Source organism: Streptomyces sp. NPDC054866, assembly GCF_053610745.1.
The window spans coordinates 836383-861670 of sequence record NZ_JBSGZA010000001.1 but is presented as its reverse complement, the minus strand read 5'-3'; the positions used below and the strand labels follow the sequence as shown (position 1 = coordinate 861670).

The window sequence follows — 25288 nt, the reverse complement described above, 5'->3', positions numbered from 1 at the left end:
ATCCCTCAGTGATGCCCGTCCCCGCCACCCTGCTGGATCTCCAGATACTCCTCGGGCGTCGCCTTGGGCACCTGCGCCGACGGGCCGTACATGGCCCGTCCCAGGCGCGCCCGCATCCGCTCGCCCCGGGTGACCTTGCGTGCGACGCCGTGCTCGTCGACGGCCGGGCCGATCTCGTACGGCTTGGGCTGCTCGTGTGCGGTCAGCTTGTACAACTCACCTTGCGTGAGCGGCACATGGACCTCCACGTACTCACCGTGGGGCAGGCGTTTGATCGTGCCGCTCTCCCGGCCGTGCAGCGCCTTCTCGCGGTCGCGGAGCTGGAGCCCCATGCACCATCGATGGGTCACGTAGAAGGCGATGACCGGTCCGGCGAAGCAGGCGATCCGCACGAACCAGGTGATCGCGTTGATGGAGAGATGGAAGTGCGTGGCCCAGATGTCGTTGCCGCCGCCGACCATCAGTACGGCGAACAGCGTCAGCCACGCCACGCCGAGCCCGGTGCGCACCGGGGCGTTGCGCGGCCGGTCCGCGATGTGGTGCTCGCGTTTGTCGCCGGTGACCCAGGCCTCGATGAACGGATAGACGGCGATGGCCATCAGGATGAGTGGGAAGAGCGAGAAGGGGATGAAGACGCCCAGTTCGAGCGTGTGCCCCCACGCGTTGATCTCCCAGCTGGGCATCACCCGGATCAGGCCTTCGGAGAAGCCCAGATACCAGTCGGGTTGAGCGCCCGTGGAGACCAGGTCCGGGCGGTAGGGCCCGATCACCCACACGGGGTTGATGGTGGCGACCGCGCCCATGAACGCCAGGACGCCGAAGACGAGGAAGAAGAAGCCGCCCGCCTTGGCGATGTAGATGGGCATGAACGGCGCCCCGACCACGTTCTTCTCGGTCTTTCCCGGCCCGGCGAACTGGGTGTGCTTGTGGTAGAAGACCAGGATCAGGTGGGCGACGACGAGCCCCAGCATGATCCCCGGCAACAGCAGGACATGGACGCTGAAGAGCCGCGGAATGATGGCGTCGCCCGGGAACTCTCCGCCGAAGAGGAAGAAGGAGAGGTACGTCCCCACCACCGGGACGGACAGGATCGCGCCCTGCGCGAAGCGAATGCCGGTGCCCGAGAGCAGGTCGTCCGGGAGCGAGTATCCGGTGAGGCCGGTGATGATTCCGAGGAACAGCAGCGTCCAGCCGAACAGCCAGTTGACCTCGCGCGGCTTGCGGAAGGCGCCGGTGAAGAACACCCGCATCATGTGCACGAGCATGGCGGCGACGAAGACGATCGCGGCCCAGTGGTGGATCTGCCGGATCAGCAGACCGCCGCGCACCTCCATGCTGATCTCGACCGTGGACTCGAACGCCCGGGTCATCTGGATGCCCTTGAGCGGGGTGTAGACGCCGTCGTAGACGACCTCGGCGCCGCTCGGCTCGAAGAACAGCGTCAGCCAGACCCCGGTGAGGATCAGGATGAGAAAGCTGTAGAGGCAGATCTCCCCGAACATGAAGGACCAGTGGTCGGGAAAGATCTTGCGCATCTGGCTCTTGGCCAGCGTGTTGATGCCGAGGCGGCCGTCCGCCCAGTCGGCGACCCGCTCCCCCTTACCGGCGGGCTCCGGCCGTTTGCTTTCCCGGGTGTGCTCGACGCTTCCGCTCATTCGTCTCCCCCTCAGGCGGCTACCAGGTTAGATCAAGGGTTTCCCGGAGCCAACAGGCCCTGCCACACCGGTAGTTGACGATCATCGGATCCGCTGGTCAGACCCGGTAGGGGTGGCCACGGCTGAGGGGCCGGGAATTCGATTGCCCGGCCGCGGTCCCGTATGAGACATTCGCCCTCCTCACGGCCCATCTCCTCAAGGAAGTCCTGAGCCGACCGCTCCCGCTCCTCGTCGAAGTGCTGTTCGTGCCCCTGCACGTTCACTCTCTGAGGAGTTTCTGTGTCCGAGATCCGCTGGATCCACTGGACCGACGGCGACACCGAGCACACCGCCCGCTGGCACTCCGAGTCCGGAATGCCGGTACCCCGTCATGTCGTCATGGCCGACGACCGTATGAACGCGTCCACCGCCCACCGCCTGGCCTGCGAAGGCACCGCCCTGCTGTGGCGGGGCGACTACCACCAGGCGTGCCAGTTGCTGCGCGCGATGGGCCGCCGGATCGACCGCAAGGCCCCCGCCGCGGTCGCGTCACCGACGGCGGCCTTCCACCTCCAGCGCCGCGCCAGTGGCCACCGGGCCCGCGTGCTCGGCAGGCTCCTCGTGCCGCTGGGCGCGGACCACACGCTCGCCCTGCGCAGGGCGCCGGACATCCGGGCCGCCTGCGAGGAGGCGTACGGCCCGCCCCTGCCCACCCCCTCGGTGGTCTCCCTGCGGGAGCTGCTCGGTGTGCTCGGCGCGCACCAGTGGCGCACGAAGGGTGTGGACGTCCCCGCGATCGACGCCCGGATCCACCCGCACTACGGGGTGTTCTCACCGGTCAGGGGCGAGTACGTCGACCTGGTGGCGCGGGCGCCGCTGCCCCGCCCCGCCTCGCACGGCGGACCGGCCTTCGACCTCGGCACCGGTACCGGCGTCCTGGCCGCCGTCCTGGCCCGGCGCGGAGTCCGCCGCGTCGTGGCCACCGACAACAACCCCCGCGCGGTGGCCTGCGCCCGCGCCAACATGAGCCGCCTCGGCCTGACGAGCCAGGTGGAGATCACCGCCGGCGACGCACTCTTCCCGCCGGGCCGCGCCGCCCTCGTCGTGTGCAACCCGCCCTGGCTCCCCGCGAAGCCCAACTCGGCGCTTGAGCAGGGCGTTTACGATCCCAAGGGCGCCATGCTCCACGCCTTCCTGACGGGCCTGGCCGCTCATCTGCTGCCCGGCGGCGAAGGCTGGCTGATCATGTCGGACCTGGCAGAGCATCTGGGCCTGCGCGCCCCCGGTGAACTCCGCTCGGCCTTCGCGGCGGCGGGCCTGCGGGTCGCCGCCCGCCTCGACACCCTGCCCCGGCACGCGCGGGCCTCCGACCCCGAGGATCCCCTGCACGCGGCCCGTGCGGCGGAGGTCACGTCGCTGTGGCGCCTGACGGCGGCCGGGCGGCCGGAGCGCTCTCCTGCTCCTCCACCTGCCGCACCAGATCGATCGCCCGCCCCAGGGTCGTGAGCCGCGCCTCCAGGCTCTCGCCCGCCGGGTAGAAGCGGACGGTGTCCACGCCCGCGCCACGCCACACCCTCAGCCGCTCGCGGACCATGTCTTCGGTACCGATGAGGGTGGTGGCGAGGACCATGTCGTCGGTGATCAGTGTGGCGGCGCCGTCGCGGTCGCCGGACTGCCAGCGCTCGCGGACCTCGGCGGCGATGCCGGCCCAACCCTGCCTGCTGTAGGCATTGTTGTAGTAGTTGGTGGTGGCGGAGCCCATGCCGCCCAGGCTGAAGGCGAGCTCCTTCTTGCGGCCCGCGACCATCGCGCGCAGCGCGTCCTCGTCGTCGGCGAAGGCCACTTCGGCGCCTTGGCAGATGTCCAGGTCGCGGCGGGTGCGGCCGGAGGCGGCCAGGCCCGCGTCGAGGTGGTCGAAGTAGGCCTCCTTCGCGCCCTCCGGGACGAAGCTGGTGCCCAGCCAGCCGTCGGCGATCTCGCCGGTCAGGCGCAGCATCTTGGGCGAGAGGGTGGCCAGATGGACGGGCAGTTCGTGTTCGGCGCGCATGGACAGACGCATGGGCCTTGCCTCGCCGCCGGGCAGCGGAAGCGTGAACTCCCGTCCCGCGTACGAGATCTTCTCCCCCGTGGCCGCCTGGCGGACGATCTCCACCGTCTCCCGCATCCGGGTGAGCGGCCGCGCGAACGGCACTCCGTGCAGGCCTTCGATCACCTGCGGTCCTGACGGGCCGAGCCCGAGGAGGAAGCGGCCCCCGGAGATGTTGGAGAGGGTGATCGCCGCGCGGGCGATGGCCGCCGGGGTGCGGGTGGCGAGCTGGATGATGCCGGAGCCGAGCAGGATACGTTCCGTGCGCGCGGCCAAGTAGCCGAGCGGGGACGGCGCTTCGGCGCCCCACGCCTCCGCGACCCAGCAGATGTCCATGCCCAGCTTCTCGGCCTCGGTGACGAAGTCGACGGTCTCCCGCCAGTTCGGCCCGGACGCCTCGATGGTCGTCGACGTGCGCATCAGGCGCCCGCCTCCGTGGAGTCGGCGCCCTCGGCCAGCTTCTTGATCGCGTCCAGCGTGGCCGTCATGTTCCGCTCGAACTCCCGCATCCGTACGTACACGATCTTCTGCTCCTTCTCCGGCATCCGGTCGATCGCGTACGAGAGGCCCGAGCGGCCCGGTCCCATCTGCATCCACTGGGTCAGCTCGGTGCCGCCGTCGTCCGCCGCCGTGAGGCTGAACCGCCAGACGGCACTGGGCTGTTCGGGGTCTTCCACCGCCCAGGCGAACACGCGCGGGGCCTCGCACTCCACGACGTACGACGTGGTCTGCCACGCGCCGAAGGACGCGTGCTCGCTGCGGCCGACGAACCGCGCTCCGAGCGCGGGCCACGCCGCACCGTCCAGCCACTCGACCGACCGCAGCTCCGCGCTCAGCGTGGGCATCAGGCCGATGTCGGAGACGAGCTCCCACACGCGTTCCGGTGACGCGGCGATCCGTGTGCGCACCTCGGCCGTCGGCTTGTCCGCGTAACGCGCGCCTGTCCACTCCATCGGGGGCCGCCTCTCTGTCGCCCTGCTTACCTCTCTGACCACGAGAGTTGCGTAGATAGACTCACTCGTCAAGGGTGAGGGCTCCGACAGGGAGACGGGGGTTCAGCGGCTGAAGCGGGCCCGGATGTCCGGCCGTTCGGCCAGGCGTGCCGGGTAGCCGGGGCCGATGCGCGCATGCGTGTCGTCGGCCGACATCGGCTCCTTGCAGTGGCCGCAGACCACCTCGGCCTCGGTCTCGTGCCCGCAGCGGTCGTGCTCGAAGACGACCGGCGCGCCCTCGTCACCGCTCAGCCAGCGGTTGCCCCAGCTGTTCATCACGGCGAGCACGCCGAAGAAGTCGCGGCCCTTCTCGGTGAGCACGTAGTCGTAGCGGACCGGCTCGCTCTGGTAGGCGCGCTTCTCCATGAGCCCCTCGTCGACCAGGCGGCGCAGCCGGTCGGTCAGGGTGTTGCGCGCGATGCCCAGCTCCTGCTGGAAGGCGTCGAACCGCTTGATCCCGTAGAAGGCCTCGCGCAGCACGAGCGGGGTCCACCAGTCGCCCAGCAGGTCCATGGTGCGGGCGATGGAGCAGGGCCAGTTGGCAAAGGAGGTCCGCCTCATGCCGCAAGGATACGAGAAGGGGCCAGGCATCCCGGTGGGTCTCGGGACTGGACTCAGCAGCCCGCGGCGGGTGCGGGACCTGTCACGTGACGTTCGACGCAAACGCGGCGGCCCCGTTGTGGAGCGGCCCGTGCTGCTGATCAAGTGGCAGGAGCCATCGCGCCGTTCCGTATCAGCCCCGGAGGCTCCGTTGCTCTTCACATCCGTGGACGATGTCGCCACGCGGCTCGCCGATACGGGCTATCTGGCCTCGACGGCCGTCGCCACCACCGTCTTCCTTGCCGACCGCCTGGGCAAGCCGCTCCTCGTGGAGGGCCCGGCGGGTGTCGGCAAGACCGAGCTGGCCAAGGCCGTCGCCGAGGTCGCGGACGCGCGCCTGGTCAGGCTCCAGTGCTACGAGGGCGTGGACGAGTCCCGCGCGCTCTACGAGTGGAACCACGCCAAGCAGCTCCTGCGCATCACCGCGGGCCGCGACGAGTCCTGGGACGAGACGCGCACGGACATCTTCAGCGAGGAGTTCCTGCTCCCGCGCCCGCTGCTCACCGCCATCCGCGGCAGCGAGCCGAAGGTGCTCCTGATCGACGAGACCGACAAGGCGGACGTCGAGGTGGAGGGGCTGCTCCTGGAGGTCCTCAGCGACTTCCAGGTCACGGTCCCCGAGCTCGGCACGATCACGGCGACGCGCCGCCCCTTCACCGTCCTCACGTCGAACGCGAGCCGCGAGCTCTCCGAGGCGCTGCGCCGCCGCTGCCTCTTCCTCCACATCGGTTTCCCCGACGAGGAGTTGGAGCGCCGCATCGTGCGCCTGAAGGTGCCCGGACTCGACGAGGCCCTCGCGCGGTCCGTCGTCCGCGTGGTCGGCGCGCTGCGCGCGATGGACCTGCGCAAGGTGCCGTCGGTCGCGGAGACCATCGACTGGGCCCGTACGCTGCTCGCCCTCGGCGCCGACTCCCTCGACGAGGACGTCGTACGCGACACTCTGGGCGTCGTCCTCAAGCACCAGGACGACGTGCTGAAGGCGGCGGCCAAGCTGGATCTGGACGCGGTGTGACCACGTCCTCGACCGGCGTCACGGAGCGGCTCAGCGCGCTCGTGCAGGCGCTGCGTTCGCACGGCATCCGGATCGGTACGGGCGAGACGGTGGACGCAGGGCAGGCCATCGAGGCCCTCGGTCTCGCCGACCGGGAGCGGGTGCGGGAGGGACTCGCCGCCGCGCTGCTGCACAGCGAGGGACAGCGACCGGTCTTCGATCCGGTCTTCGACCTGTACTTTCCGCGCGGGATCGGGGCGCCGGGGGGATCGGGCGCCGACTCACGTGGCCGGGAGTTCGACAGGGACGACCTACGTGAGCGACTGGCCGCCGCGCTGGTCGCCAACGACCAGGCACTCCTTGCCCAGTTGGCGGCCGAGGCGGTCGACGGCATGGGCGGATACGGGACGCGGCCGGGCTCGGGAGGTACAGGCGGCTCGGACGGCTGGTCGTCCCACCAGACGCTCTCCCGGCTGCGCCCGGAGACCCTGCTGGCCCGCGTCCTGGCCGGAATCCGCCAAGGGGCCGCCTCCGATGCGGAGTTCACCGACCGTCTCACCGCCGACGAGATCCGCCGCCGCATCGAGAACTTCCGCGCGCTCGTGGGCGCCGAAGCGCGCCGCCGGGTCGCCGAGCGGCGCGGTGCGGACGAGATCGCGCGGCGGGCCATAGCCCCGACCGCCGACCGGGTCGACTTCCTCATCGCGGGCCGCGCCCAGCCCGACGAACTCCGCAGAGCGGTCCAGCCGCTGGCCCGCAAGCTGGCGACGCGCCTCGCCGCGCGCCGCCGCCGCGCCGCCCGCGGCCACATCGACCTGCGCCGGACGCTGCGCGGCTCCCTGTCCACGGGCGGCATCCCGATGCGTCCGGTCCTGCGGCGCCGCCGCCCCGCACGCCCCGAACTGGTCCTGCTGTGCGACGTGTCCGGCTCGGTGGCGGGCTTCGCCAACTTCACGATGCTCCTTGTCCAGGCGCTGCACGACCAGTTCAGCAAGGTGCGGGTGTTCGCCTTCGTCAACCGCGTCGACGAGGTGACCGACCTCATCGCGCGCGGCGCCGCCGACCCCGAGGGCCTGGGCAGCCGCATCATCTCGGGAGCGGCGGTCACCGGCTACCACGGCAGCAGCGACTACGGCTCCGCCCTGGGCGAGTTCGCCGAGCGCTACACCGAAGCGGTCACCCCGCGCTCCACGGTCTTCGTACTCGGCGACGCCCGCACGAACATGAGCGACCCGAACATCCCCGCCCTGCGCACCGTCGCGTCGCGCGCCCGCAAGGTGTACTGGCTCAACCCCGAGCGCCGCGCCCAGTGGCAGACGGGCGACTCGGCGGCCGGCACGTACGCCGAGCTGGTGGAGATGTACGAGTGCCGCAACGCGCGGCAGCTCAGCGCGCTGATCGGGCGTCTGCTGCCGGTCTGAGCCGCCCGGCTCTCCCGCCGCGGGCCACGTCATCGGGCGAACCAGCTCGCGCCCGCGAGCGGACCCACGACGGCGGCGGCAAGGGCGACCAGGCGGTACGGCGCCTGCTGGATGGTCACGCGCATTCCGCCGATGCGCAGTTCGAAGAACGGCGGGGCGGGCGGTGGCGTGGTCTTGGAGCTCATCGGATTCCCTCCGGGAGTGTGTCGGGGTCGGTACACCACGAAGCCCCGCCTACCGGAGGCGGGGCTTCGGAAAAGCGTGACGGTGTGGCCGACCGCCGACCGAGGTCAGTGATTCAACTGGTCCTCGGGGGCAGTCGGCCCGCGTGCTCCATCTGCCACGGTTCTGGCGGGGGCACCAGGCTCGCGCTTGCGCGACCGCGAAGCGGCCCGGCCTGGTGCCCCCGCCAGGTTCGTGGCCTGATGGGCATGCGGGCCGACGTTCCCCGAGGAGCCATCTGGACCGCTCCGGACCTGCCTGCGGAAGCGGTACAGCCGCCCCTCGACGGCACGTTCACTGATCCCGAGGCGGTCGGCTATGTCGCTGTGCGGGTAGCCGACGGCCACAAGACCGAGCACGGCGCGGACTTCGGGCCCGGCGGTCCGCAGGGCCCGCTCCAGGGCGTCGCGGGACACGATGGCGAGGGCGGGGTCGAGGTGGGTGACCTCGACGGACAGGTCGGCCACATCGGCGCCGTACGGGAGGGGAAGGCGTCGGCGGGTCCGCTGCCATGTGCGGAAGACCGTCGGGAATCGCAGGAGAAGGGCGTTCACGAAGTACGTCTCCAGTGCCGCTCCCTTGCGTGCGTCCCAGGTGGCCCACACCTTGTGCTGCCTCTCCAGGACCGCGAGGACGGTCTCGCTGGCCAGGACGTGGCGCTCGTCGGCCGAACGGCGCAGAGTCTCCAGCTCGTCGAAGGTCGGCCTGATGGGGGGCTTCGTGCCAACGCATCGTTCGTAGACCTGCCTTGAACGGATCAGCCGCAGCAACGTCCCGTATCCGTAGGCCCCGAGGTGATCACGGACATCCTGCGTCCCCACGCTGCCCGGCGTCCCCCATAGCTCACCCATGATGCTTATATGCACCACGGAGCCCAGAACCCACGCACGTTCGGCAAGTATTTTTGACCCAGCTGTCCCGGCAGGGGCGACAGAACGGCGAGGAGTCGACATGGCAGGCGGCGCGGTCCAGTCCAAGGAGGGGATCCGGGCTCGGATCGGTGAGGTGCGGGGCGAGCTCGTCGGGCTCAGTCGGCGTATTCACGCCCATCCGGAGATCGCGTTCGAGGAGCGGCAGGCCGCAGGGTGGTGTGCGGATGTGCTGCGCGGGCACGGGTTCGCGGTGACCGCTCCGGCGTACGGGCTCGATACCGCCTTCGAGGCGACCCTGGGGTCGGGGCCCGTGACGGTCGCGCTTGCCTGCGAGTACGACGCGCTGCCCGGCATGGGGCATGCCTGCGGGCACAATCTGATCGCGGCGGCGGGCGTGGGGGCCGCCCTCGGGCTTGCTCCGGTCGTCGATCAACTCGGGCTCACCGTGCGCGTGTTGGGGACTCCTGCAGAGGAGAGCGGGGCCGGGAAGGCGTTGCTGCTCGATGCCGGGGCCTTCAAGGGGGTCGACGCGGCGATGATGATCCACCCGTGTCCGTTCGAGGTCGCCGACTTCCACTCGTACGCGATGGGGGCGCTCTCGGTGGAGTACACGGGCAAGTCCGCGCACGCCGCACTCAACCCGCAGGACGGTCGGAACGCGGCCGACGCGCTGACCGTGGCGCAGGTGGCCATCGGGCTGCTCCGGCAGCAGCTGCCCGGGGAGTGGAAGGTCCACGGCATCACCACCGAGGCGGGGACGGCGCTCAACGCCATTCCCGAGCGGGCGAGCGCCGCGTACGCGCTGCGGACGCCGTCGGTGGAGGAACTGCGCGAGCTGCGGGAGCGGGTGGCGGACTGCTTCCGGGCGGGGGCGCTCGCGGCCGGGTGCGCGGTGGAACTGGAGCAGCCCGCGCCCGACTACCTCGACTTCCGGTCCGACGCCGCTCTGGTCGCCCTGTGGGAAGCGAACGCCCGCGCCCTCGGGCGCCCCGAACCGCAGCGGCGCGGCCCCTTCGCCTCGACGGACATGGGCAACGTCTCGCACGTCGTGCCGTCGATCCACCCCGTGCTCGACATCAGCGGGGGCGGCTGCGGCCCGCACCAGCCGGAGTTCGCCGCCGCGGCCGCCACTCCGGTCGCCGAACAGGCCATGATCGACGGGGCTGTCGGCCTCGCATGGACGGCGGCGGACTTCGCCGGCAGCCGGTCCTAGCCGCTCTTAGCCGCCTTCGCGGAGGCCGTGGTGGAGGCCGCTTCGGGCGCCTGCTCGGGTGTTCTGGCGGTCGCCCCCTCCGGCGCCTGCTCGGCCGAATCCTCCGGCGCCCTTCCAGGCGCCTTCGCCTTCATCGTCGGTACGACCACCGGGGAGCCGTCGCCCGGTGCCCGCAGGATGTCCGCGTCGATCCCGTACAGCTCCTTGACCAGCTCGGCGGTCACCACATCGCGGGCCGGGCCGTTCGCGACGATCTTGCCCGCGTTCATGGCGATGACGGTGTCGGCGTAGCGCGCGGCGCTCGCCAGATCGTGCAGGACCATGACGACCGTACGGCCCGCTGCGGCCACCTCCCTTACCAGGGACAGGACTTCGACCGCGTGCCCGAGGTCGAGCGCGCTGGTCGGCTCGTCCAGGAGCACGATCGGCGTCTGCTGTGCGAGGACCATCGCGAGCCAGCAGCGCTGCCGCTGACCGCCGGAGAGGTGGTCGAGTCGGCGCGCCGCGAGGCCTGTGGTGCCGGTGGCTTCGAGTGCCTCGCGCACGGCGGCCTCGTCCTCGCGCGACCACTGGCGGAACAGGCCCTGGTGGGGGTGGCGGCCGTAGCGGACGAGTCCGGCGACGGTGACCGCCTCGGGGGCTTGTGGCGACTGGGCGAGCAGCGCGATGCGGTGGGCGGCGCGGCGCTGGGTGAGCCGCCACACGTCTTCGTCCCCGGCGCGCACCGTTCCCGAACTCGGCTTGTGGAGCCGGGAGATGGAGCGCAGCAGCGTCGATTTCCCGCAGCCGTTGGGGCCGACGATGGCGGCGACCTGCCCGCTGGGGATGGTCAGGTCGACGCCGTCCACGGCGGCCGTGTGGCCGGGGTAGCCGGAGGTGAGCGCCTCGACGGTCAGTTGCACGGGGTCAGGCCTTTCCGGTCTGCTGCTCGGAGTTCTTGCCGAAGAGGACCCACAGGAGGAAGGGTCCGCCAAGGACGCTGGTGATGACGCCGACGGGGATCTCCACGGGGGCGACGACGCGGCCGAGCGCGTCGGCGGCGCCCACGAGGGCCGCGCCCACCAGGGCGGAGCCGATGATCGGGACTCGGGTGGGGCCGCTGAGCCGGCCTGCGACGACGGGCGCGGCGAGCGCGACGAACGCGATCGGCCCTCCGATGCCGACGGCCACGCCGGACAGGGCGACGGCGAGCGCGAGGGTCACGGCGCGGACGCGGCGGACGTTGACGCCGAGGGTGGCCGCCATGTCGTCGTCGAAGCGGAGGAGTTGGAGTCGGCTGCCCGCGACGAGGGACAGAGGGACGAGGATGAGCAGGATGAGCGACAGGGGTGTGCCGACGCTCCAGTCACGGCCGCTGAGCGAGCCGACGGTCCAGAGGAAGACGCCGCCCGCGGTGTTGTCGTTCTCGCGGGACATGACGAGGTCGGTGACGGCGCCGATGACGGTGGAGACGCCGATGCCGACGACGAGGATCCGGTATCCCCCGCTGCCCGCTCCGCCCGCGCAGGCGACGACGACCATGGCCGCGGCGGCGGCACCGAGCGGCCCGAGCCACCAGTCGCCGATCATCCCGGTGGACGATCCGACGACGGAGGCGACGACGGCCGCGGTGGCGCCTTCGTTGACGCCGATGATGTCGGGCGTCGCGAGCCGGTTACTGGCGAGCGTCTGGGTCAGGCACCCGGCGATGCCGAGCGCCGCGCCGACCATGAGCCCCACGGCGATCCGTGGAAGGCGGAAGTCCTGGACCAGCATGACGGTGGCGGAGTCTCCGGTGCCGAGCAGTCCGGAGAGGCTGTCGGAGAAGCTCATCCCGGTGGAGCTGGCGAAGGTGGCGAGCGAGACGACCGCCGCGATCACCAGCGTGAGCCCGACAGCGGCGAGGGCGCTGCGGTAGGGGAAGAGCCAGGAGAAGGTCCCGACGCGTACGGCGGTGGAGTCGGGCGGGGTGATGTCGGCGGGCCCGGAGTCGGGCATGCGTTCCGTGGTCACGCGGCGACCCCCGCCGTGGACATCCGCTGCGAGCGGGCGATCCAGATCAGCAACGGGCCGCCGATGAAGGCGAGAAGCACGCTGACCGGGGTCTCCCAGGGGCGGATCACGACCCTGGCGAGGAGATCGGCGGCGATCATCACGTTCGCGGCGACCAGCGCGGAAAGCACCAACTGGCCCGCCATCCGGGGCCCTGTGACGGCGCGCGCGGCGTACGGCGCGAGGAGGCCGAGGAAGGCGATGGGTCCGGCGAGGGCGACCGCCGAGCCCGCGAGGAGGGTCACCGCCGCCGCCACGATCAGGCGGATCCGCCCCGGGTGGTGGCCGAGCGAGCGTGCGCTGTCGTCGCCGAGCGCGAGCGCGGAGAGCGGGCGTACGCAGCAGAAGGCGATGAGCAGCCCGACCGCGATCAACGGGATCAGGGGGTACGTCTCGGACGTCTTGATGCCGGCCAGCGAACCGATGGTCCAGTAGCGGTAGGTGTCGAAGGTGGCCTGCTCACCGAGGAGCACGTACGACGTCATGCCGTGGAAGGTCGCGCCGAGCGCCGATCCGGCGAGCACGAGCCGCAGCGGGGAACCCGCGGCCCGGCCTGACGCGGCGAGCAGCAGCACCACCGCGCTCGCGGCCATGCCGCCGACAAGCGCCCACACCAACACGCCGTACGCCGACGTCACTTCGAAGTAGGTGAGGCCGATCACGACGCCGAGCGCCGCGCCCGAGTTGACCCCGAGGAGGCCCGTCTCGGCGAGCGGGTTGCGTGTGACGGCCTGGAGGAGGCAGCCCGCCGCGCCGAGGGCGACACCGATCAGGACGCCGGCGAGCGTACGCGGAAGGCGTACATCCATGACGGCGAGCCGTATCTGGGCGTCGGCCCGCGCGGACGGGTCCCCGGTGAGGAAGTCCCAGGCGCGGCCCATCGGTGTCGACCCGGACCCGACCAGGAGCGAAAGGAGGCCGAGCAGCAGGAGCAGGACAACAAGGGCGGCAGCCGCCCACAGCGTGGGGCGATGCAACTTCGCCAAGCCCGGTATGGGAGGTCTGGATCCGGACGTTGGGACCCGCCCCTCTTGCGCAACCAACATGAAGTTAGCCTAACCTAACCTTGACCTGGAGCCCCGAGTCGGGGTGGCGGCGAACTCCCTGTTCATTCAGGGGTACTTCGTCATGCCCCGACACGGCCAGGGACGACCCTTATGTCCGGCCTGACCCCCGGACTCTGAAGCATGGAGACACGGACATGTCCTCGAACCACTCCCCGCGCACCCGGCTGACCGCGGTTGCGGCCCTTACTCTGGCCTCCGCGCTCGCCCTCTCCGCCTGCGGTTCGGACTCGTCCGACGACTCCGGCTCCGGCTCCGGCGACAAGGCCAAGAACGCCGCGAAGGACGTCACCGTCACCGACGCCTCCGGTGCGGAGGTAAAGGTTCCGGCCAATCCCGAGAAGGTCATCGCGCTCAGCGAGATGGACCTGGACTCCGCCCTCGCCCTGAAGGTCAAGCCCGTCGGTCTCTCCGCGGGCAGAGGCCAGAAGGGCGCCCCCGAGTATCTGGCCGACCAGGCCAAGGGCATCCCGGTCGTGGGCGCGGTCACCGGACCCGACATCGAGAAGGTCCTCCAGGCCAAGCCGGACGTCATCCTCGCGGGCCAGCTCGCCGACCAGCAGGTGCTCAAGCAGCTGAAGGCGATAGCCCCGACGGTCGTCACGATCGACAGGACCAAGGACTGGAAGAAGTCCCTGGAGATCACGGGCAAGGTGCTCGGCAAGTCCAACGAGGCGAGCGCGTTCCTCAAGGACTACGACACCAAGGCAGCCGCCACGAAGAAGAACCTCGGCGACAACGCGGGCGCGAGCGTCTCCGTGGCGCGCTACTCCGCCAAGGGCACCGCCGTCATGCAGCAGGGCGTGTTCATCTCCGACGTCCTGAAGGACCTCGGCTTCAAGCGACCCGGCATCCAGAACAAGAAGGGCGAGGGCCACTCGACGCCGCTCAGCGACGAGGACCTCAAGCAGATCGACGCCGACTGGCTGTTCATCGGCACCCTCGCCTCCGCCGGTCCTGACGCCGACCTGTTCAAGGAGCTGAAGGGCAAGGCCGCGTACAAGCAGCTCGACGCGGTCAAGAAGAACCACACCACCGAGATCGACGGCTCGAAGTGGACCAGCCTGGGTGGCGCGCAGGCCGCCGTCTCCGTCCTGGAGGACGTCGAGAAGGCGATGGGCAAGTGACCTCCGGCATAACCGACCCCGAGCTCGCGGGGCGGGTGGCCCTGGTCACCGGCGCGGGCCGGGGCATCGGACAGGCCGTGGCCCGCGCGCTCGCCGAGCGCGGCGCGCGGGTCGTGGCCGCCGACCTGTCGCCCGATGTCAAGGACCAGGACGCCGAGGAGCAGACGTCGGGCGGCCGCATCACCGGCATGGTCCTCGACGTCACCGACGCGGCGGCCGTGGAGGCGGCGTTCGAGGAAGTCGAGCGCACCGCGGGGCCGTTGGACATCCTGGTGAACGTGGCGGGCATCCTGCGGCCCGCCCCGGTCGTCGAACTCACCGACACCGACTGGGCGGAGACCTTCGCCGTCAACACGAACGGCGTCTTCCACACCTCGCGCGCCGCGGCCCGCCGCATGACCGCGCGGGGCAAGGGTTCCATCGTGACGGTCGGCTCGAACGCCGCCGGGGTGCCCCGCACCCAGATGGCCGCGTACGCCGCGTCCAAGGCCGCGGCCACGATGTTCACCAAGTGCCTCGGCCTTGAGGTCGCCCGCGACGGCGTGCGCTGCAACGTCGTGTCGCCCGGCTCCACGCACACCGACATGCAGCGGCAGCTGTGGACGGGCGACCACGAGCAGGCCGCCGCCCGTGTCATCGACGGCGACCCGGGCTCGTACCGGGTCGGCATTCCGCTCGGCCGGATCGCCGACCCCTCCGACATCGCCGACGCGGTCGCCTTCCTGGTCTCCGACCGGGCAAGGCACATCACCCTGCACGACCTGTACGTGGACGGCGGCGCCACCCTGCGCGCCTGAAAGCCGCGCCGCCCTCCCCTACTTGACGAGGAGTCATCCGTGACACCCCCCAACGACGTGGTCGCAGACGCCGCCCCCACCACCCCCGGGGCCGTCGGCGCGGCGACCGCGCTGCTCGACGCCTACCGACCCGGCGACACCCGGTTCTTCGCGTCGCCCACCCGCACCCTCCTCGCCCACGGCACGGCCGCCGAAGTCCCGCACGACGAGCGGCCGTTGACGGAGCGGGTCGCCGCCACCCTCGACGCGCAGCTCCGCGCGGGCAACCAGGCCCCGGTCGTCGTGGGCACCATCCCCTTCGACCCGGCCGAGCCCGCCGTGCTCGCCGTGCCCGAAGCGGCGCGCTGGGCGCCCGCGCTGCGCACCGACCCGCTGGTCGCGCTGCCCACCGAGCCGCCCGCAACGGCCGGCGGCTGGCAGGTGCGCGAGGTTCCATCGGGCGAGGAGTACGCCGCTTCGGTGGAGGCCGCCGTGGCCCGCATGAAGAGCGGCGAGTTCGACAAGGTCGTCCTCGCCCGCACCCTGGAGCTGTCCACGGACGGCCCGCTGGACCTGCCCGCGATGCTCCAGCGCCTGGCCCGCCGCGACCCGCTCGGCTACTCCTTCGCGGTGCCATCGGGCACGGGCCGCACCCTCCTCGGCGCCAGCCCGGAGCTGCTCGTCTCCCGGCAGGGCAACCGTCTGACCGCCAACCCCCTGGCCGGTTCGACGCCCCGCTCGGCGGACCTCGCCGAGGACGTGCGCCGGGCGGCCGCGCTGCTCGAATCGGCGAAGGACCTGCACGAGCACGCCGTCGTCGTGGACGCCGTGCACAAGGCCCTCGCCCCGTTCTGCACCGACCTCGACGTGCCCGAGCGGCCCACCCTGGTCCGCACCGCCACCATGTGGCATCTGTCGACGACCCTCACGGGCGAGCTCGCCGAACCGGCCACCTCCGCCCTGGAGCTCGCCACCGCCCTGCACCCGACTCCGGCTGTCTGCGGTACCCCTACCGGGCACGCCCGTGACGTGATCGGCGAGCTGGAGCCGTTCGGCCGCGGGCACTACACCGGCATGGTGGGGTGGAGCGACGCGCGCGGCGACGGCGAGTGGGTCGTCACGATCCGCTGCGCGGAGGCCGAGGAGACGCAGGACGGCAGCGGACGGCTGCGGCTCTTCGCGGGCGCGGGCGTCGTGGCCGACTCCTCGCCCGAGGCCGAACGCGCCGAGACAGGCGCCAAGTTCCGTACGTTCCTGGACGCGGTGGGGGTCGACCGATGACGACAGCAGCGAGTCGCGCGGACGCGCCGCGCATCCCGGAGGTCTTCGCCGAGCGCTATCGCGCCGCCGGGTACTGGCGCGGCGAGACCTTCGGCGGCATGCTCCGCGAGCGCGCCGACGCGCACCCCGCGCGGGTCGCGATCACCGACGGGGAGCGGAACTGGACGTACGGCGAACTCGACGTGCGCGCCGACCAGTTGGCTGCGGGATTCGCCGCACGCGGCATCTCCAAGGGCGACCGGGTCGTCGTCCAGCTGCCGAACGTCGCCGAGTTCTTCGAGGTGATCTTCGCGCTCTTCCGGATCGGCGCCCTGCCGGTCTTCGCGCTGCCCGCGCACCGCGAGACGGAGATCCACTACTTCTGCGAGTTCACCGAGGCCGTCGCCTACGTCATCCCTGACCGGCTCGGCGGCTTCGACCACCGTGACCTCGCCTCGAAGATCCGCGCCGAAGTCCCCACGCTGCGCGACGTGTTCGTGGTGGGCGACCCCGGCGAGCACACGGCCCTGTCCGACGTGCCGCGCGAGCCGATCGAGATCGACGGGCCCGCCCCGTCCGACCTCGCGTTCCTCCAGCTGTCGGGCGGCAGCACCGGCGTACCGAAGCTGATCCCCCGCACCCACGACGACTACATGTACTCGCTGTGGGGCTCGAACGAGATCTGTGGCGTGACGGAGGACTCCGTCTACCTCGTGGCGCTGCCCGCGGCCCACAACTTCCCGCTGTCGTCGCCCGGTTCACTGGGGCTGTTCTACGCGGGCGGCCGTGTCGTGATGTGTCCGCAGCCCGACCCGGACACCGCGTTCCCGCTCATCGAGCGGGAACGCGTGACGATCACGGGTCTCGTTCCGCCGCTCGCGCTCGTGTGGACGGACGCGGGGCGCAGCACGCCGTACGACATCTCCAGCCTTGAGGTGCTCCTCGTGGGCGGCGCGAAGTTCAGCGAGTCGGCCGCGCGCCGGGTCGCCCCCGCGCTCGGCTGCACCCTCCAGCAGGTCTTCGGGATGGCGGAGGGCCTGGTCAACTACACGCGTCTGGACGACCCCGCGGAGACGATCGTCACCACGCAGGGCCGCCCGATCTCCCCGGACGACGAGATCCGCATCGTCGACGACCTCGACCAGGAGGTCCCGGACGGTGAGGCGGGCCATCTGCTGACCCGCGGCCCCTACACCATCCGCGGCTACTGGCGAGCCCCCGAGCACAACGCACGCTCGTTCACCGCCGACGGCTTCTACCGCACCGGCGACATCGTGAGCCGCACCCCCACCGGGCATCTGGTGGTGGAGGGCCGGGCGAAGGACCAGATCAACCGCGGCGGCGAGAAGATCGCGCCGGAGGAGGTCGAGAACATCATTCTCGCCCACCCCCACGTCCATGACGTGTCGGTCGTCGCCGTGCCCGACGAGTATCTCGGCGAGCGGACCCTCGCGTACGTGATCCTGCGCGCGGACGCCGAACCGCTGAAGCCCGTCGTCATCAAGAAGTTCGTACGGGAGCGCGGGCTCGCCGCGTACAAGGTGCCCGACCGGGTCGAGTTCGTGACCGCCTTCCCGCAGACGGGCATCGGCAAGATCAGCAAGAAGGACCAGCGGACGACCGCCGCGACGCCGGGCGGCTGACCCTGCCGTCAGCTCCAGGCGGCTGACCTCCGCCCGGCAGCGCCCGTTCCACCCAGCTCCCTTGAGTTCCCGAAAGGCCCCACCATGGCGCTCCCCGCCGTCACGCCGTACCCGATGCCCTCGCCCGAGGAACTGCCCGACAACCGGGTCGCGTGGACCATCGACCCGCAGCGGGCGGTGCTGCTCGTCCATGACCTGCAGAACCACTTCCTGACCGCCTACACCCCCGACACCTCGCCGACCACCGAACTCCTCGCCAACGTCGGCGAGTTGGCGAAGGCGGCGCGCGCGTCCGCCATCCCCGTCCTGTACTCCGCGCAGCCGGGCGGCCAGTCGCCGGCCGAGCGCGGCCTCCAGCAGGACTTCTGGGGCCCCGGCCTTCCCGACGACGAGCACGCGAAGGCGATCGCGGGCCCGGTCGCACCGGAGCCCGGCGACACGGTGCTCACGAAGTGGAAGTACAGCGCGTACGTCCGCACCGACCTGGAGCAGCGCATGCGCGAGGCGGGCCGGGACCAGATCGTCATCGTCGGCGTGTACGCGCACATCGGCGTCCTGATGACGGCCGCCGACGCGTGGATGCGTGACGTGCAGGCGTTCGTCGTCGCGGACGCGGTGGCCGACTTCTCCCGCGAGGACCACGACATGGCCCTGCGCTACGCTGCCGGCCGGTGCGCGGTCGTCACCACCACCGACGCGGTTCTGAAGGGGATCTGACATGGCGCTCAGCGTGGAACTCATACGGGCCGACGTCGCCGATGTCCTGGGCGAGGACCCGGCCGACATCCCCGTCGACGAGAACCTCGTCGACTACGGCCTCGACTCGGTGCGCATCATGTCGCTCATCGAGCGCTGGCGCCGCGAGCACGACATCAGCGCCACCTTCGTGGACCTGGCCGAGCAGCCCGCCATCGAGGCCTGGGCACCGATTCTGGGAGCCTCCACATGAGGCTCACCGCTGCCCAGTCGGGCATGTGGTTCGCGCAGGCGCTCGACCCGGGCAGCCCGGCCCAGAACACGGCCGAGTGCCTGGAGATCCACGGGCCCATCGACCCGTCCGTCTTCGCGCGGACGCTGCGTCAGGTGGTGTCCGAGGCCGACGCGTTGCGCGTGAGGATCATCGAAGGAGCCGACGGGCCCAGCCAGTTGGAGGTCGCCGACCCGACGCTTCCGCTGAAGGTGCGCGATCTGCGCGCCGCCTCCGACCCGGACGCCGAGGCGCGGGCCTGGATGCGCGAGGACCTGGCCACGCCGTTCGACCTGGCGGCCGGGCCGCTGTTCGCGCACGCGCTGTTCCGCGTCGGCGACGAGCGCTGGCTGTGGTACCAGCGGGTGCACCACATCGTGATGGACGGCTTCGGCTACTCGCTGCTCGCCCGCCGCACCGCCGAGGTCTACACCGCGCTCGCCGCGGGCGAGGAGCCGGGCGAGAGTCCCTTCGGGCGGCTCGAGGACCTGGTCGCCGAGGACACCGCGTACCGCGCTTCGGAGACGTTCGAGACGGACCGCCGCTACTGGGACGGCGCCTACGCCGACCGCCCCGACGCCCCCAACCTGGCCGGGCGCACCGCGCTGCCCTCCCGCACCTTCCATCGGCGCAGCGCACGCCTCTCCCCCGAGGCGACTTCGCGGCTGCGTGAGTCGGCCTCCTCGATGCGGGCCACCTGGCCCGAGGTGCTGGTCGCCGCGCAGGCCCTGTACGTCTCCCGGGCCACCGGCTCCGCCGAGGTGGTGCTCGGCCTGCCGATGATGGGCCGCATGGGTTCGGTGGCGCTTCGCGTGCCCGGCATGGTGATGAACGTGCTGCCGCTGCGGCTCACCGTGACCCCGCAGGCGACCTTCGCCGAGCTGACCCGGCAGGTGGTGCTCGGCATCCGCGCCGCCCGCCGCCACCAGCGCTACCGCTACGAGGACATCCGCCGCGACCTGGGCCTCCTCGGCGAGGGCCGGTCCCTGGTCGGCCCGCTGATCAACGTCATGCCGTTCGACTACGGGCTGACCTTCGCGGGCGCCCGCACCGACGCCCACAATCTGTCGGCGGGCCCGGTCGACGACCTCACGGTCAACGTCTACGACCGCGCCGACGGCAGCGGCCTGCGCATCGACTACGACGGCAATCCCGCCCTGTACGAGCCGGAGGAACTCGGCGTCCACCAGGCTCGGTTCATGGAACTCCTGGAGCGCATAGCCGACGCGGGCCCGCACACTCCGCTGGCCGAGCACACGATCGCACGGCGTATTGAACTCTCCCTGGTCACCGAGGAGTTCAACGCCACCGCGCACCCGGTACCGCCCACCACGCTGATCGGCCCGATCGAGGGCCAGGCGGTCCGCACCCCGGACGCCACCGCCCTGGTCTTCGGCGACCAGGAGCTGACGTACGCCGAGCTGAACGCCCGCGCCAACCGGCTCGCCCACCATCTCATCGAGGTCGGCGTACGTCCGGGCGCGCTCGCGGCGGTCGCCGTGCCCCGCTCCCTCGACCTGGTGATCACGCTCCTCGCCGTGCTGAAGGCGGGCGGCGCCTACCTCCCGCTGGACCCGGACTATCCGGCGGACCGCCTCGCGTACATGCTGGACGACGCGGGCCCTGCCTGCGTGATCGCCGACCGTGCCGACCGGGTGCCCGCGTCCGGTGTCCCGCTCGTCACCCTGGACAGCCTGGACACGACGCCGTACGGCTCGTACGACCCACCGCGCGCGCTCACCCCGCACCACCCCGCCTATGTCATCTACACGTCCGGGTCGACCGGCCGCCCCAAGGGCGTCGTCGTACCGCACTCGGCGATCGACAACCGGCTGCGCTGGATGCAGGCCGAGTGCGAACTCGCTGCCGGTGACCGCGTGTTGCAGAAGACGCCGTCCGGCTTCGACGTGTCGGTGTGGGAGTTCTTCTGGGCGCTGCGGGTGGGCGCGACGCTCGTCGTCGCCGAGCCCGGCGGCCACAAGGACCCGGCGTATCTCGCGCGCGTTATCCGCGAACAGGGCGTCACCGTCTGCCACTTCGTGCCGTCGATGCTTCAGGTGTTCCTTTCGGAACCGGCCGCGGCGGACTGCGCGGGCCTGCGGCACGTCTTCTGCAGCGGGGAGGCGTTGCCGCGCGAGACGGTGCGGGAGTTCGGGCGCGTGCTCGACGGCGTACCGCTGCACAATCTGTACGGTCCGACCGAGGCCGCCGTCGACGTGACGTACCACCCGTGCGACACGGACGCGACGGGCCCGGTGCCGATCGGCAAGCCCGTCTGGAACACGCGCCTGTACGTCCTGGACGTGGCGCTCCAGCCGTGCCCGCCCGGCGTGCAGGGCGAGTTGTACCTGGCGGGGACCCAGCTGGCAGCCGAGTACCTGGGGCGGCCCGAGCTGACCGCGTCCCGTTTCGTCGCCGACCCCTATGGCCCGCCCGGCACCCGCATGTACCGCACGGGCGACCTGGCGCGCTGGACCGAGCACGGCGAGATCGAGTACCTGGGCCGCACCGACCATCAGGTCAAGCTGCGCGGCCTGCGCATCGAACTCGGCGAGATCGAGGCCGAGTTGGCCGCCGATCCGGCGGTGGGCGCGGCCAGCGTCCTGGTCCGCGAGGACCGTCCGGGTGACCAGCGGCTCATCGGGTACGTGACGCCCTCCGACAACGGAGCCGTCCCCGCCCCCGATCCCGATCCCGAGGAGTTGCGCGCCCGGCTCGCCCGCACGCTGCCCGACTACATGGTGCCGGGCGCGATCCTCGTCCTGGACGACTTCCCGCTCAGCCCGAACGGCAAGCTGGACCGGCGCGCGCTTCCTGCCCCCGCCTTCGAGGGGTCCGGCGACGGCGGCCGGGTGCCGAGCGGCCACCGCGAGGAGACGCTCACGCGCCTCTTCGCCGAGATCCTCGGTGTGCCTCAACTCGGCGTGGACGACGCCTTCTTCGACCTCGGCGGCACGTCGCTCCTGGCGGCCCGCCTGGTCGCCAGGGTCCGCGACACGCTGGGCGCCGAGCTCACCATCGGCACGCTCTTCCAGGCGCAGACCCCGGCGGCGCTCGCCGCCCACCTGGACGCGGACCGCGGCGAGGCCGACCACGCTCTGGACGTGCTGCTTCCGCTGCGCGCGGGCGGCGACCGCACCCCACTGTTCGCGTTCCACCCTGCGGGCGGCATGAGCTGGTGCTACTCGGGGCTGCTGTCGCGGCTCGATCCGGGGCAGCCGGTGTACGGTCTCCAGGCGCGGGGCCTGCACGGCGAGGGTGAACTGCCGGCCACGATGGAGGAGATGGCGACGGATTACGTAGAGGCGCTGCGCGCGGTCCGGCCGCACGGCCCCTACCGGCTGCTCGGCTGGTCGGTCGGCGGCGTACTCGCCCACACGGTCGCCGTACTCCTCCAAGAAGCTGGCGAGGAGGTCGAGTTGCTCGCGCTGCTCGACGCGTACCCCTCCGACCAGTGGCGCGACGCCGCGGTCCCGGCGGAGGCGGACGCCCTCAAGGCACTCCTGCGGATGGCAGGTTATGACCTGACGGACGAGCTGACCCGCGAGGACGTACTTGCCACGCTGCAGCGCGAAGGCAGCGCCCTGGCCGGCCTGCCGGACAGGACACTGTCAGCGGTTCTCGACATCGTCATCAACAACGCCCGCCTGATGCGCGAGCACGATCACCGCCGCTTCGACGGTGACGCCCTGTTCTTCACGGCCGCCGCGCCGCGCGCCGAGGACTGGCTGACGAGGGAGGCCTGGGCTCCGTACGTCAGCGGCTCGATCAGCAATCACGACGTGGACTGCCTGCACCCGGAGCTGACGCAGCCGCGCCGCCTCGACGAGGTCTGCGCCGCACTCGCCGCCCGCCTCAAGGAGCTGGACCACGCATGACGAAGACACCCGGCCCCTTCGACCCGGTGGATACCGCCACCAACACCGGCACCGACGCCGAGCCGACCCACCTGGTGCTGGAGAACGCGCTCGGGGAACACTCCCTGTGGCCGGTCTTCCGCGCCGCGCCCGAGGGGTGGGCGACGGTGTACGGCCCGGAGACGTACGGCCGTTGCGTGGCCCGCCTCCAGGACCCGCCCGCGTGACGGAGATCCAGTTCGTCCGCCCGGCGCCGCTCGACGTGTCGCTCCTCGACGCGGAGGAGCGGCGCCGGGCGGCGGCGTTGCGGCGCCCGGCGGACCAGGAACTGTACGCGGCGGTGCACACCGCGCTCCGGCTGCGGCTCGGCGCGTACCTCTCCGTCGATCCCGCGGCGGTGGAGCTGGTCAGGCTGCCGTGCCCGCTGTGCGGCGGGCCGCACGGCCGCCCCGCCGTCGCCGGAGGTGCGGGCCCGCACTTCTCGCTCTCCCACACGGACGGCCTGGCCCTGCTCGCCTTCGCGGACCGGCCGGTCGGCGCCGATGTCGAGAGGCTGCCGTCCGGGAAAACGGTGGCCGAGGTAGCGGTATCCCTGCACCCCCAGGAACAATCGGAACTGGCCGAACTCCCGCCCGCGGAGCGCCCCTTGGCCTTCGCCCGCTGCTGGACCCGCAAGGAGGCATACCTCAAGGGAACAGGCGAGGGCCTGGCCGGCGGCGGGATGGAGTCACTACTGGTAGGCACGGGCACCACGCCCGCCCCGGTCCAGAACTGGACGGTGCAGGACGTAGGACCCCCCGAGGGCTACGCGGCAGCAACGGCCACGGCAAACGCCACCCCAAGCGGCCCGCCGAGCGAGTGCGGGAGCTCGGCGCACCAGCGCAGGTAACCCGCGCCCGCCGAACTCGGCACGCAACGCGACCCGCTCCCATCCACCGGGGCGGCGCCGCTACTTGTCGACCCGAGCACCACCGCGCCGATCTGGACGGCGAATGACGTAGCCCCCCTCAGGGCTACGCGGCGGGGTATGCACCGCAGCCCCCTCGCCGAGCCCCAGAAGCCCGTCGTCCGCCACGTCGGTACGCCGACATAGCTAGGTGCCTGACGGGCAGCGCTACCCACTCCCGCCCAGCGGGACCGTCCCTCGCCGCCCAGGGCTGGACGGCGAAAGACCCGGCCACCCCAACCGCTACGCGGCAGCGATCCCCCCTGCAGACTCCCCCGCAGCCTCCGCCCCGAGCAGCCCCACGAGCCCGTCCGCCAGTTCCGTGCGCCAGCACAAGTAATCGTGCCCGCCATTGAACTCGCGGTACACGGCGTCCTCGTAACCCTTCTCCCGCAAAGTGGCGCGCAGCCTTCGCATGGCCGGGAGCGCTACCCACTCCTGTTCGCCCGCCGACAGCCAGAACCGGACCGGGAGCTTCTCGCTCTCGGCGATGCGGCCGGTCAGCCATTCGGAGCGTTCGAGGTCGGGGCCGTCCGGCCACCAGAAGGAGCCCGACTGCGCCAGGACGCTTCCGAACCGCCCCGGCGCGACGACCGCGGCGTACGCGGCGGTGAGGCCGCCCAGGCTCTGGCCCGCGATGACGGTCCGTGCGGGATCGCCGGTCAGGGACAGCCGTTCGCCCGCCCAGGGCAGCAGCTCGGTCTCCAGGAATCCGACGAACCGCTCGTTGCAGGCCAGCTCGGCCCAGCGCTGGTCGGCGCTCAGGGATTCGGGCAGCAGGGCGGCCAGGGGCGGGATGCGGCCGTCGGCGATGAGGTTGTCCAGGAGGGCCGCGACATCCAGGCCCTGCTGCCACATCTCACCGTCCATCAGGACAAGGACGGGCAGGTCGCGTCCTCCGCCCGGCGGCTCGTAGAGGTGCACCTGCCGCTCGTTGCCGAGCAGTTCGCTGCGGACCGTGTGCGTGCTGACGGTGCCGCGCGCGACCCCCTCGCGACGCTGCCAGTCGTCGCCGCCGGCCGGGGCCTGCGGCAGCTCGACGTACGAGACCGGGTCACCGCCCCAACGTCGGGCCAGGGTAAGGGAGTTGAGGGGGTCCGTTCGCTGCTGCCGGCGCAGCCAGGGCCAGTATTCGTCCTCGGGCCGAGGTCCGTTTCCTTCGTCCACGCACAGGCTGTACGTCGCCCGCCAGTCCGCCCGCATCCGGATCGACCAGTGCCAGATGTCCGTGCCCGGCACCCGCTCCATCAGGTTGGGGGTCATGTCACGCGGGTCGACGATCTTGTTCGGCATGACGAGGACCGCGCGGGTCGCGTCCGTGCCGCGCCACAGGAAAGTGACCACCCGGTGCTCGTCGTCGCCCTGCGGATCGGGCTCGACGACCGGCGCCCCGCCCGCCGCCCGCACCGCGTCCCAGAAGTCGCCCCGCTCCACGCCCCGCGCCACGGTCCGCTCCACCCACGCACTGTGCGCGCGCTCGACGGGCCGCGGCCGCGGGATGCGGGGCGGCCGACGAGTAGCCCCATCGGGAGGAGCGGTGAGCGGCATGAGGGAGCCTCCAGGTGTTCACTGCGTACGCATAGCTA

At 71.6% G+C, this 25288-nt stretch carries 23 protein-coding genes; 13 read left to right on the top strand and 10 right to left on the bottom strand.

Annotated features, from left to right (window positions below; genetic code table 11):
* Nucleotides 1-5: 5 nt before the first annotated feature.
* Entirely contained in the window at nt 6-1655 is a 1650-nt protein-coding gene (gene qcrB, locus ACWGI2_RS03660; RefSeq protein ID WP_453394488.1) for a cytochrome bc1 complex cytochrome b subunit, read from the bottom strand.
* A gap of 288 nt (nt 1656-1943) precedes the next feature.
* On the opposite strand from qcrB, the gene ACWGI2_RS03655 reads away from it, so the two are divergent.
* Nucleotides 1944-3140, top strand: a complete 1197-nt coding sequence (locus ACWGI2_RS03655) for a methyltransferase (protein ID WP_453694645.1) — start codon at nt 1944-1946, stop codon at nt 3138-3140.
* Here ACWGI2_RS03655 and ACWGI2_RS03650 read toward each other — a convergent pair.
* The 3 genes from ACWGI2_RS03650 to ACWGI2_RS03640 form a co-directional block, all read right to left on the bottom strand.
* The gene (locus ACWGI2_RS03650; protein WP_453394487.1) at nt 3043-4140 is read right to left on the bottom strand and encodes an LLM class flavin-dependent oxidoreductase; all 1098 of its coding nucleotides are present in this window, start codon (nt 4138-4140) and stop codon (nt 3043-3045) included. The two genes, ACWGI2_RS03655 and ACWGI2_RS03650, sit on opposite strands and share 98 nt — an antisense overlap.
* Nucleotides 4140-4673: an SRPBCC family protein gene (locus ACWGI2_RS03645; RefSeq protein WP_453394486.1), complete on the bottom strand. Its 534-nt coding sequence runs from the start codon at nt 4671-4673 to the stop codon at nt 4140-4142. Before ACWGI2_RS03645 ends, ACWGI2_RS03650 begins: the two co-directional genes overlap by 1 nt.
* A 102-nt stretch (nt 4674-4775) precedes the next feature.
* Complete coding sequence (locus tag ACWGI2_RS03640; protein ID WP_453394485.1) at nt 4776-5273, bottom strand: winged helix-turn-helix transcriptional regulator; 498 nt, start codon at nt 5271-5273, stop codon at nt 4776-4778.
* Nucleotides 5274-5463: 190 nt separating this feature from the next.
* On the opposite strand from ACWGI2_RS03640, the gene ACWGI2_RS03635 reads away from it, so the two are divergent.
* Together ACWGI2_RS03635 and ACWGI2_RS03630 are read left to right on the top strand one after the other, a co-directional pair.
* The gene (locus ACWGI2_RS03635; RefSeq protein ID WP_453394915.1) at nt 5464-6324 is read left to right on the top strand and encodes an AAA family ATPase; all 861 of its coding nucleotides are present in this window, start codon (nt 5464-5466) and stop codon (nt 6322-6324) included.
* Nucleotides 6321-7724, top strand: coding sequence for a vWA domain-containing protein (locus ACWGI2_RS03630; RefSeq protein ID WP_453693562.1), 1404 nt, complete (start codon nt 6321-6323; stop codon nt 7722-7724). The genes ACWGI2_RS03635 and ACWGI2_RS03630 overlap by 4 nt, the downstream gene beginning before the upstream one ends.
* 29 nt (nt 7725-7753) lie before the next feature.
* Here the strand turns inward: ACWGI2_RS03630 and ACWGI2_RS03625 are convergent, their stop codons facing one another.
* Together ACWGI2_RS03625 and ACWGI2_RS03620 are read right to left on the bottom strand one after the other, a co-directional pair.
* Nucleotides 7754-7909 (bottom strand): hypothetical protein, encoded by a 156-nt coding sequence (locus ACWGI2_RS03625; protein ID WP_453394483.1) that lies wholly within the window; start codon nt 7907-7909, stop codon nt 7754-7756.
* A 105-nt stretch (nt 7910-8014) separates the two neighbouring features.
* A complete protein-coding gene (locus ACWGI2_RS03620; RefSeq protein ID WP_453693560.1) occupies nt 8015-8797 on the bottom strand; it encodes an RNA polymerase sigma factor in 783 nt (260 codons plus the stop codon).
* A 100-nt stretch (nt 8798-8897) separates the two neighbouring features.
* Between ACWGI2_RS03620 and ACWGI2_RS03615 the strand changes: the two genes are divergently transcribed.
* On the top strand, nt 8898-10031 hold the full coding sequence (locus ACWGI2_RS03615) for a M20 family metallopeptidase (RefSeq protein ID WP_453693558.1): 1134 nt from the start codon (nt 8898-8900) through the stop codon (nt 10029-10031).
* Here ACWGI2_RS03615 and ACWGI2_RS03610 read toward each other — a convergent pair.
* Genes ACWGI2_RS03610 through ACWGI2_RS03600 form a run of 3 tightly spaced genes read right to left on the bottom strand, consistent with a single transcriptional unit; the run spans nt 10028 to nt 13108 of the window.
* Nucleotides 10028-10933: an ABC transporter ATP-binding protein gene (locus ACWGI2_RS03610; protein WP_453693556.1), complete on the bottom strand. Its 906-nt coding sequence runs from the start codon at nt 10931-10933 to the stop codon at nt 10028-10030. The genes ACWGI2_RS03615 and ACWGI2_RS03610 overlap by 4 nt on opposite strands.
* 4 nt (nt 10934-10937) lie before the next feature.
* Entirely contained in the window at nt 10938-12008 is a 1071-nt protein-coding gene (locus ACWGI2_RS03605; protein WP_453694644.1) for a FecCD family ABC transporter permease, read from the bottom strand.
* An 11-nt stretch (nt 12009-12019) separates the two neighbouring features.
* Nucleotides 12020-13108: a FecCD family ABC transporter permease gene (locus tag ACWGI2_RS03600; protein WP_453693554.1), complete on the bottom strand. Its 1089-nt coding sequence runs from the start codon at nt 13106-13108 to the stop codon at nt 12020-12022.
* 155 nt (nt 13109-13263) lie between these two features.
* On the opposite strand from ACWGI2_RS03600, the gene ACWGI2_RS03595 reads away from it, so the two are divergent.
* The 9 genes from ACWGI2_RS03595 to ACWGI2_RS03555 all read left to right on the top strand — a co-directional run bounded on the left by ACWGI2_RS03595 (nt 13264) and on the right by ACWGI2_RS03555 (nt 23645).
* The gene (locus ACWGI2_RS03595) at nt 13264-14253 is read left to right on the top strand and encodes an ABC transporter substrate-binding protein (protein WP_453693552.1); all 990 of its coding nucleotides are present in this window, start codon (nt 13264-13266) and stop codon (nt 14251-14253) included.
* Nucleotides 14250-15050, top strand: a complete 801-nt coding sequence (locus ACWGI2_RS03590; protein WP_453693550.1) for a 2,3-dihydro-2,3-dihydroxybenzoate dehydrogenase — start codon at nt 14250-14252, stop codon at nt 15048-15050. The genes ACWGI2_RS03595 and ACWGI2_RS03590 overlap by 4 nt, the downstream gene beginning before the upstream one ends.
* Before the next feature lie 39 nt (nt 15051-15089).
* Nucleotides 15090-16310 (top strand): isochorismate synthase DhbC, encoded by a 1221-nt coding sequence (gene dhbC, locus ACWGI2_RS03585; RefSeq protein WP_453693548.1) that lies wholly within the window; start codon nt 15090-15092, stop codon nt 16308-16310.
* Nucleotides 16307-17932, top strand: a complete 1626-nt coding sequence (locus tag ACWGI2_RS03580; RefSeq protein ID WP_453693546.1) for a (2,3-dihydroxybenzoyl)adenylate synthase — start codon at nt 16307-16309, stop codon at nt 17930-17932. The genes dhbC and ACWGI2_RS03580 overlap by 4 nt, the downstream gene beginning before the upstream one ends.
* An 84-nt stretch (nt 17933-18016) precedes the next feature.
* Nucleotides 18017-18649: an isochorismatase family protein gene (locus ACWGI2_RS03575; protein ID WP_453693544.1), complete on the top strand. Its 633-nt coding sequence runs from the start codon at nt 18017-18019 to the stop codon at nt 18647-18649.
* 1 nt (nt 18650) lies between these two features.
* Nucleotides 18651-18881, top strand: coding sequence for a phosphopantetheine-binding protein (locus ACWGI2_RS03570; RefSeq protein ID WP_453394472.1), 231 nt, complete (start codon nt 18651-18653; stop codon nt 18879-18881).
* Nucleotides 18878-22777 (top strand): amino acid adenylation domain-containing protein, encoded by a 3900-nt coding sequence (locus tag ACWGI2_RS03565; protein WP_453693542.1) that lies wholly within the window; start codon nt 18878-18880, stop codon nt 22775-22777. Before ACWGI2_RS03570 ends, ACWGI2_RS03565 begins: the two co-directional genes overlap by 4 nt.
* On the top strand, nt 22774-22983 hold the full coding sequence (locus ACWGI2_RS03560) for an MbtH family NRPS accessory protein (protein WP_453394470.1): 210 nt from the start codon (nt 22774-22776) through the stop codon (nt 22981-22983). The genes ACWGI2_RS03565 and ACWGI2_RS03560 overlap by 4 nt, the downstream gene beginning before the upstream one ends.
* Complete coding sequence (locus ACWGI2_RS03555; protein WP_453693540.1) at nt 22980-23645, top strand: 4'-phosphopantetheinyl transferase family protein; 666 nt, start codon at nt 22980-22982, stop codon at nt 23643-23645. Before ACWGI2_RS03560 ends, ACWGI2_RS03555 begins: the two co-directional genes overlap by 4 nt.
* Before the next feature lie 300 nt (nt 23646-23945).
* On the opposite strand, the gene fes is transcribed toward ACWGI2_RS03555, so the two are convergent.
* On the bottom strand, nt 23946-25250 hold the full coding sequence (gene fes / locus ACWGI2_RS03550) for an enterochelin esterase (RefSeq protein ID WP_453394468.1): 1305 nt from the start codon (nt 25248-25250) through the stop codon (nt 23946-23948).
* Nucleotides 25251-25288: the final 38 nt, after the last annotated feature.